9 protein-coding genes and 1 pseudogene are annotated in these 8611 nt (G+C 69.1%); 2 read left to right on the top strand and 8 right to left on the bottom strand.

What is annotated here, in order from left to right:
* The 6 genes from BT364_RS42080 to BT364_RS40595 all read right to left on the bottom strand — a co-directional run.
* On the bottom strand, positions 1–205 hold a 205-nt coding region (locus BT364_RS42080; RefSeq protein ID WP_072485238.1), incomplete at its 3' end, for a transposase.
* Between the two features lie 727 nt (positions 206–932).
* Positions 933–1508 carry a GNAT family N-acetyltransferase gene (locus tag BT364_RS35420; RefSeq protein ID WP_072489290.1) on the bottom strand — a complete coding sequence of 192 codons (576 nt, stop codon included), beginning with the start codon at positions 1506–1508 and terminating at the stop codon, positions 933–935.
* Positions 1509–1767: 259 nt separating this feature from the next.
* Positions 1768–2832 carry an MFS transporter gene (locus tag BT364_RS35415; protein ID WP_079179810.1) on the bottom strand — a complete coding sequence of 355 codons (1065 nt, stop codon included), beginning with the start codon at positions 2830–2832 and terminating at the stop codon, positions 1768–1770.
* A 3-nt stretch (positions 2833–2835) separates the two neighbouring features.
* Positions 2836–3606, bottom strand: a complete 771-nt coding sequence (locus BT364_RS35410) for a M20 metallopeptidase family protein (protein ID WP_371268690.1) — start codon at positions 3604–3606, stop codon at positions 2836–2838.
* Positions 3607–3750: 144 nt separating this feature from the next.
* Positions 3751–4410, bottom strand: coding sequence for an HAD family hydrolase (locus tag BT364_RS40600; protein WP_072489289.1), 660 nt, complete (start codon positions 4408–4410; stop codon positions 3751–3753).
* Complete coding sequence (locus BT364_RS40595; protein ID WP_107408393.1) at positions 4407–5978, bottom strand: prenyltransferase/squalene oxidase repeat-containing protein; 1572 nt, start codon at positions 5976–5978, stop codon at positions 4407–4409. Before BT364_RS40595 ends, BT364_RS40600 begins: the two co-directional genes overlap by 4 nt.
* A gap of 246 nt (positions 5979–6224) precedes the next feature.
* Here BT364_RS40595 and BT364_RS35395 point away from each other — a divergent pair, with 246 nt between their 5' ends.
* Entirely contained in the window at positions 6225–6620 is a 396-nt protein-coding gene (locus BT364_RS35395; protein ID WP_143166604.1) for a hypothetical protein, read from the top strand.
* Positions 6621–7343: 723 nt separating this feature from the next.
* Positions 7344–7715, top strand: a pseudogene (locus BT364_RS44645) (transposase); the annotation flags it as partial.
* On the opposite strand, the gene BT364_RS35385 reads toward BT364_RS44645, so the two are convergent.
* Both BT364_RS35385 and BT364_RS42075 read right to left on the bottom strand, forming a co-directional pair.
* Positions 7699–8241 carry a GNAT family N-acetyltransferase gene (locus BT364_RS35385; RefSeq protein ID WP_072489295.1) on the bottom strand — a complete coding sequence of 181 codons (543 nt, stop codon included), beginning with the start codon at positions 8239–8241 and terminating at the stop codon, positions 7699–7701. The pseudogene BT364_RS44645 and the gene BT364_RS35385 sit on opposite strands and share 17 nt — an antisense overlap.
* Positions 8242–8245: 4 nt before the next feature.
* Positions 8246–8416, bottom strand: a complete 171-nt coding sequence (locus BT364_RS42075; RefSeq protein WP_177328366.1) for a hypothetical protein — start codon at positions 8414–8416, stop codon at positions 8246–8248.
* Positions 8417–8611: the final 195 nt, after the last annotated feature.

Here is an 8611-nt window from a genome sequence, read left to right as displayed (position 1 = left end):
CGGCGGCCCGCCCCGCTCGCACGGAACCAGGTCCCGATCCGGTGTCCTGGGCAGCGCGGGCCTTCTTCACCCAGCCCCGCAGTGACTCCGAACTGACGCCGAGCTCCCGGGCAACCTCGGTCACCGTCCGTCCCGACGACCGCACGAGTTCGATCGCGTCCCGCTTGTACTCCTCCGAGTACCGCTTCGTGTACTTGCTTCCCACCTGGCACTGCTTCCTCTGGGCTCTCACGTCCCAGTCTCCAGGTGTCCACGATCAAGGGGAAGGTTCACCGTTCGTGTACCCCTTCGGGCGGACTGACCGGCCCTTGGCTGCTCTGGCTGTGGTTCTTGATCACAGCGGGCCGGAGACGTGCGGATACCTCTGCTGCGTCTACCTGTTCAGTTTGTGTTCGATCCAGGAAGTGGCGAAGTCGATGACTTCCGCGGCCTCGAACAGATGACTCTCGGCAGCGCCGACTCTGCCCTGCCGGCCGATTCCCGCTTGCGTATCCCTTTGAACCGGCCGTACTCCGCGCCCTGCTTGGTGCGGCCGTAGACGCGTTTGTGGGTGGATTCGACATCGATGAACGCCGTCTCGCCGGCGCCCGGCAGCAGCGGGGTGTGTGCGGCCAGCGCGGCGAGGAACCTGCGGTGCACGGCGTGGAGTTGGAGCGCATGGCCGTGAGTGAACGCGCGCAGGAACGTGCCGAGCGTGGAGAGGGCACGGATCCCGCGAACAGGGCCGGTATCGCACCGTGCCGCAGGACGTCCAGGTCGTCAATGCTGTCCGCCCCCACGGCCATACCGGCCACGATGCTGGTGACCTTGGCGTCCGCTGCGGCACCCGCACTGTGTATTCGGACGTGGAACCGTAGGAAGTCCCATCGTCCCAGCTCAGAGGACATCCGCGTCTCCATGTCCAAGCACTGGACCGGCTACCGGCCAGCGGATCAGTCGAGGAAGAGGCTCATGTACAGTGCCGTCTCCCCCTCGGACTCGGTACCGTGGTACAGGGAAGTGTCCAAGCCGCAGAAGGTGAACCCCATCCGCTGGTAGGCGCGGATGGCCGGAGCGTTGATGTTCGTCACTTCCAGCCACACGTGCCCGGCACTGCATTCCCGGGCCCAGCCGATGGCGTGACTCATGAGTGTCCGCCCGATTCCCCGGCCTTGGTACGGCCCAGCCACCTCGATATCGGCAATGATCAGCCGCCGGTTCCAGGGCTCATACTCCGTATCGACATAGCCGCATACGAGTTCGCCATCTACCGCGACAAACCGCCGCTTGCTCTCCGATGTCACATCGGCGGCCTCGGGCCCGTCGTCGGGGAAGACCTTGTGAACCGGCGGGTCCAGCCGGACGGGCCGAAAGGTGAACCCGCCCTCGGAACCGACTACTTCGAAGACGGCATCCGAGCTGAACTCGCCCTTGATGACGGCGGACTTGTCTCTTTCGCTCTCCGCCACGCGATAGGTGATTGCCTCCGCCGCCTCACGTTCGGCTGAGCTACGGTCAGGTGAGGTCATCTCCTCACGATACCGGTCTGGTGCACCACGGTGGTCAGCCCAACCGCCAGCCGGACCATCGGCAACAGACCCGCGTCCGCAGTCAGATTCGTTCCGTCGAACCAGACAGAAACCGCCGAAGCAGCATGGGATGTCTTCACCCACGAGATGCCTCGCGATCGTGCGTGAAGAAGGCTTCGACAAGCCCATCATCGCAGGTCACGAGGTATCTCTTACGTCCCGACACCTATCTCCCAGGCATCACGTCGGCGGATCGAGGCTAGGCCCAATACCGTTCAGTTAAGGCTCGGTAGCCGATCCGCCGGGCGACCGCCGCAGTGGCGAAGGAGCCGAGGACGGCGGCGACGTAGCCCGACAGTGAAACAAGTGAGATGGCCAGGGCAGACAGGGCGAAGCCGTACCCTGCCGTCGCCGGATCCGCGGCGAAGAACATCGTGTTGGGGGCCTGGCTGCCGAAGTAGAAGATGCCGAAGAGGAATGCCGCGAGGTAGAAGGGGCCGGCCTCGCGGCCTGCGAGGGCCCGGAGGTCCACCAGCGGTTCGGCGGCGCGCAGCTCCACGAGAATCCAGATGATCAGGAGGAGGACACCGAGGAGGAGAGGGCCGAGGGCCGCCGGGCTGCCCCATGCTCCGTTCTTCGCTGCGCCGACGCCGCTCAGCAGGGCGAGGACGGCCGCGCTGAGCAGTGACACGCCGGGCCAGTCGACCCGGCCGCTCGCCCGGTGGGCGGATTCGGGTACGGCGACGTACGAGACGGGCACGCAGACCAGTGCGAGCGCCGCCGGTAGGAGCAGGGTCAGGCGCAGATCCCCCGAGGCGGAGTGGACCAGGGCCAAGGCCAGGCCGCCCACGAGGGAGCCGAGTGCCAGCGAGCCGACCAGCAGGGCGATGGCCCGCCGTGCCTCGGCGACGGGCAGCCGGTCGCGCACGAGGGCGATCTCCAACGGCAGCAGGGCGGCAAGCGGTCCTTGGAGGAGCCGCCCGGCCAGCAGGACCGGGTAGCTGTCCGCCAGCGCCACGATCAGGGTTCCCGCCGCGGTCACGACGAGGGCAATCCGGAGCATCCGCCGGTGCCCGTACAAGTCGCCGAGGCGCCCGAACAGGGGGACACACACGGCGGCCGCCAGCAGCTGGACGGAGATGATCCAGTTGGTGTCGGCGGTGCCGATGCCCAGGTGCACGGCGAGGTCGGGAAGGAGCGGTGTGATGCCCGCCTGGAGGACCCCGCTGGTGAGCTCGAAGAACACGAGCAGGCCGACGACGGCGGTGACGGCACGCGCGGGGATCCGCGCGACCGGTCTGGCCGGGCTGTTGGTGTGGGTCATGGGTCACTCCTGCGAGGAAGGCGAGACCGGGGATCCGGCGGAGGAATCGGACGTTACGGAGGGCGAGGACGAGGACGAGGACGAATCCGAGCGGGCGGAGGTGGCGCAGGCGAGGCGCCGCAGGGCCAGTCCGGCGAGCAGCGCGGCAGCGTGGGGCACCGCGGCATCGTCGTAGACGGCCTGGGGCAAGTGGTTCATCGGGGCCGTGGTGGGGTCGGTGCCGACCGGGCAGGCGCCGAGCCCGAGGAACGCGCCCGGCACCTCGCGCAGCACGAAGGAGAAGTCCTCCGAGCCGGCCAGCGGCGTCGGCGCCACGAAGACCCGGTCCTCGCCGAGGACGTCCCGGGCAGCTTCGATGGCGAACGCGGTCTCGCCGTCGTGGTTGATCGTCGGCGGGTACTGGTGGACGTAGTCGATGTCCACGCTCACGCGGTGGGCAGCGGCGATGCCGTGCACGGTCCGCTCGAACGCCATGCGGACGGCGGCCCGCGAAGCGTCGGAGAAGGTCCGGACGGTGGCGGAGAAGCGGCCCGACTCCGGGATGACGTTGGGCGCGGTACCGGCCTCCAGGCGGCCGACCGTGACGACGGCCGGGTCGAAGATGTCGATCTCACGCGTCACCAGGGTCTGCAGCGCGGTGACCATCGTGCACAGCGCGGGCACGGGGTCGACGGCGGCGTGCGGGGACGAACCGTGCCCGCCGACGCCGCGCACGGTGCGTACCGCATCACCCGCACCGCCGCCCCCGTACGCCGGGCCATACACAGACGGCACCCGAACGCCACCGGCCCCACCACCGCACCCCCGGCACGCCACACCGCCAACGGTTCCCCGCGGTGCGGTGAGCAGCGCACTTCGCGGCCTCGTTCCCCTGCGTCCCGCCGTGACGCGGGGGGAATGCGCTGCGGAAGTTCCGGTTCAGGGGTTTTGCACGGTCCAGTCTCTGTGCCGGATGTCGATCACGGGCATGGTGGCGGCGAGGGCTGCGGTGACGCCCTCGTCGGTGTTCTCGAATGCGAGGCATCGGTGGGGTGCCTGGCTCAGTTGGGCGGCGGCGAGGAGGTAGGCGTCGGGGTGGGGCTTGAGGTGGGTGACGTGTTCGCGGGCGACGAGGACGGGGAAGAGGCCGGCGAGTCCGGCCGCATTGAGTCCTGCCCGCACGACGTGGCCGTCGTTGGCCGAAGCCACGGCCGTGGGCACGGCCGCCGCCAGGCGGCGCGCGAGGGCGGTTACGCGTGGGACCGGTTTGACCAGGATGGTGCGGGCGAGCCAGTGGGCGCGGGCGCGGTGCACGAATTCGGCGTCCGTGCAGGGCAGGGGCAGGCCGTGGTCGGTGAGCAGCAGGTGGCGTAGTGCGGTGAGGTCGGCCAGGGGGGCCTGGCGGAGCCAGGGTTCGGGGACGGTGAGGCCGAGGTCGGCGAGGGTGGCTCGGGCAGCGTCGATGTTGATGGTGCTGGTGTCGACCAGGGTGCCGTCGAAGTCGAAGACACAGGCGCCCGGTCGGACGGTGACGAGGAGGCCGCGGGCGTACGCAGCGGCATCGGACGGGGTGTTTGTGGGTGCCTGGGGTTGGGTCATGGGGTTGCTCCGTCGCGGCTTTCGACGGTGGTGAGCGCGTGGCGCAGTCCGCGTGCGGCGAGGGCGTGGACCTGTGTGGTGGTGCTGGTGAGGAAGGGCCTCGGCCCGTACATGACGGGGCGGTCGTTCCAGGTGCCGTCGTCGTTCTGGCTGTCGATGAGGAAGCGCAGCGCGTGCCGGAGGGCGGCGTCGGGCAGTTCGAGTCCGCTGGTGGTCAGGGCTGTCAGTGCCAGGCCGGTGGCGGTCGGGCTGGAGTACGGCTCGCCGGGGATGCGGGGCCAGCCGCCGTCGCGCCGCTGAGAGCCCAGGAGTGCCCGGGCGGCGGCGCGGCGCTGCGGTCGGCGGCCGATTGCCGCGCCGATCTCGGCGGCGCCGTAGGCCGGCGGGATGTACCAGTCGGAGTTCCAGCCGCCTTCGGTGGCCAGGGAGGCGAGCCAACTCCGGGCCGGTGCGAGGTCGATGCCGGGCAGGGCGGCGGCGTGGATGCCGGCGGCCATGTGGGCCACGACGTCGGGGGCTGGGCTGTCGTCGCTGGAGTGCCATGTGGTCCACAGGCCCTCGGGCGTCTGGTGCCGTAGCGCGTAGTGGGTGGCGGCGGGGCGGATCTGGCCGGCCCGGTCGGTGCCGGCCAGTGCGAGGAGGCTGTTGCCGGTGGTGTCGTTGTCGGAGTCGAGGGGTGCGGTGCAGGCCCAGCCGCCGTCCTCCTTCTGGGCCGAGGCCAGGAATTTCAGGGCGGCGGGCAGGGCGGCCGTCTGGAAGAGAGGGTGGCCTCGCAGGGCGCGGACGAGCAGACCGGTGTCCCATACCTCGCTGACCAGGAAGCGCCAGGTGCCGTCGGGCTGCTGGCCCGCCAGGAGGCCGGTGAGGCATCGGCGGGTCACGTGATGCTCGGGGGCCATCCGGCGCAGGGCCAGGTGCAGCATGCCCGTTACCAGGGGCATTCCGAAGAAGGATCCGTCCGGGGACTGCGCGCGCTCCCATTCGTGCAGCGTGTGCGGGGGCACCGGCATGCCGAGGACGGAACAGGCGATGGCCTCGAAGGCAAGGAGCATGGTGCGCTGCCAGGGCTTGATCCGCCGGCCCCCATCAGCGCCCAGGGCCGCTCGGGACTGCTGCAGCAGCAGGCGGGCATCCGCCCCCGCGCCTGCGACAGCGCAGCCGAGCGCATGGAGGTAGAGGGCACGTCGGGCATGCGGTCCTTCGCTGACCGGCAGGGACGGAACGACCGTCTTCGCGGTGGAACCCGTACATGTGAGCTCAACGAGCCATCGATCGGCGGCTGCCACGAACGCGTCGTGCTGCTGCGGGGCGGCGCCCTCCAGCCACCGCACCGCCCTTTCCCGAGCGGCCCGCGCCTCCTTTACGCCCGCCAGGGAGCAGGCGACGACGGCGTTCTCCAGAACGCGCGGCTCCGATGGGAAGCGCCAGGCCCCGTCACTGGTCTGTGACTCGACGGCGAACTCCACCGCCTTCGTCAAACACCGAGCTGCCGCCGCGTCGACACCCGACCAGGTGGACCGGGCCGCCGGTACCGGCCCCGGGCCTTCCACGCGCGTGATCGTCTTCATGGTGGGAGAACGACCCGGCTCGGTGCAGGGTCACGGCGGGAGACCGTGCGCATGCCGTGCTGGCCAGGGGCGCCCGGCCTTGCGTACGGCTCCGGACCCTGGAAAGCACGCACAGCCCAGACTGCCAGTGCGAAGTACGTAAGATACGAGTTATTCCCTAATCATGCGTCATGAGCCTTATAAGTGGCATCTGTTGCTACGGTCGCCTTGTTCCGTTTGCAGCAATCTCCGGAGAGGGACGCAACTGTGCGTGCGAAGAAGAGGATGCGGGTGGCCGGGCTCACGGTCGCTGGGCTGTGCGTGACGGGCCTGGCCGTGGCCGGCGGGATGGCGATCGCAGCCACCTCGGGCTCCCAGGCGCCCTACGCCCAGGCCGGAGCACTGGTCAAGGCCGACGGGTCGATCGTGCACTCCAAGGGCGTCTCGGAAGTCACCAGGTCGGGCCACGTCTACTGCGTGAAGATCAGCAACGAGGACGTCGACCTGTCCCGCGCCATCGTGACGGCCACCCCCCGCGACGGCATCGGCTACACCCTCCGCGCCGTCGCAGGCGGCTGCGCGAACGGGAAGGGCGTCCAGGTAGCCACCTACAACGCCGACGCCGGCGGCGCAGCCACCGCGTTCTACGTCGCCGTGCTCTGACCCGACCCGGCCCCACGAAAGCCCCACGAAGGGCCCGTCCACATGGACGGGCCCTTCGCCATGCGGGCGCGGCTGAGCACACCGGCCTTTCCCACGGTGGCCGTCACCGTTCCTGCCGCCCCTTACCAACGCATGCCGAGTTGATCGAGATCCGCCCGGCGGTGCTCGGCGAGCTTGCCAAGCGCGGTTGCGGGTGTTGTCGAGCCATGTGCCGAGCTTGACGGTCACGGGTCCTCAGCCTCGTTCTGACGGCCTGCCAGGGTCTTCGTACCCTCCGCTGCACCCTCCAAATTGTTCGATGTGCATGCGGGGTACGCGTAGGTGTCCTTCGCGGGGACGGAGCTGTCGTGCGGCGCGGCGGTTGAGGGCCCACATGTCGTCCTGTGCCCGTCGTACCGGGTGCTCTGCCTCCGCGGCTGGTCTGGTACCGAGCACAACGCCGTTGAGCCCATGAGCACGCCCGGCTCGCGGGCCGCGTCGCGGAAGTCGTCCCGCGGGACGACGCCGCGGAGTCGGGATTTGGATCGGCGAGGTGCGCAGCTGCTGGCTGAGCCACTCGAAGTGTGCTCTTCCTCCCTCCGTAGCTTCTCCAGCTCCTCGGTACCGCGGTCGGTGAAGTACATGGGGGGCAGGCGGCGTACGGAACACAGCCGTTGCCCAGGTCACTCTGGCTGCTGCTTCACGAACCGCGTCTGGGCCAGGACACCCCAGCGCCGAGCGCCGGATTCGCAGTTCGAGGTCGTGCTGGGCCGCATCCGGGTGCCCCGACTGGGGTGCGGCAGGCCCCGCGTGCGCCCGCGACGGGTGCGGGCGGACAAGGCGTACGCCTCCCGCAAGAACCGCGCCTACCTGCGGCGTCGCGGTATCCGCTGCACCATTCCGGACAAGGCCGACCAGGTCCGCAACCGCAAGAAGCGCGGGTCCAGCGGTGGCCGGCCACCGAAAGTTCGACCCAGAGGACTACAAGGCCGGCACGCGGTCGAGTGCGGCATCAATCGCCTCAAGAGACATCGAGCCGTGGCCACCAGGTACGACAAACTCGCGGTCCGCTACGAGGCTACCGTCCTCGTTGCCGCCATCAACGAGTGGTTGTGACGTACTGGTCCGACGACAACTCGAACACCCGTACTCGCCGACCGCAGGTGGGATTGACGGTCTCACGGACCGGATGCATCCCCAGTTTGGTCATGATCCGTTCGGAGGCGTCGTTGCCCACTTGAGTGATGCTGACGATCCGCTCCAGCCCTCGCTCTTCGAATCCGAACCGTACAGCGGCCGCAGCGGCCTCGGTGGCCAAGCCCTGCCCCCAGTGGGAACGTCCCAGCCGCCAGCCGACCTCAACCGCCGGCAGTACCTCCGGCAAGAAGTCGGGCACCGAAAGGCCGGTGAACCCGGCCAGCTCGCCAGTGGACCGGATCTCCACGGCGAACAGGCCGAAGCCCTGTGACTCCCACTCGCTCTCCCACACCTGGACCCCGCCGCGAGTCTGCTGTTCGTCACGGACGCTGCCGTCACGGATCCACCGCATGACCTCGGGGTCGGCATTGACGGCAGCCATGGGCGCAACGTCTTCCTCGCGCCAGCGACGCAGGATCAAACGGGGAGTCTCAAGCGTGACCATCCAATCATTCTGGATCACGAATGGGCTCTCCGCCATCCTCACCAGGCACTTTCGATACACGCCCTAGACGGCCGTCGTTGTCGCTGATGACAGCGACGTGGATGGTGTCGGCGTGGGAGTCGACCCCGCCGAACACGTCCTGGTCCGCGGTGACCTCCGCGACCTTGGATGTCATGCCTGATGATTGCCTTCCAACCGGAGGTAGGCGCCGGCCGGGTGGCGCAGACAGGATATTGAGGGGGCTTCTGACCAAGCTCCTATCAGGTCATGTTCCGCCCGGCCGGAGCCATGAGAACAGGTCCCGGCGGCCGGACAGAACAACGCGAAGACAGCCCAGCAGGGCGTCAGTCAGTGGCCGAGCCACGGCCAC

The organism is Streptomyces atratus (assembly GCF_900119365.1).
GTDB lineage: Bacteria > Actinomycetota > Actinomycetes > Streptomycetales > Streptomycetaceae > Streptomyces > Streptomyces atratus_B.
Note: the sequence above shows the minus strand (reverse complement) of the source record. Positions and strands in the feature narration are given on the sequence as shown.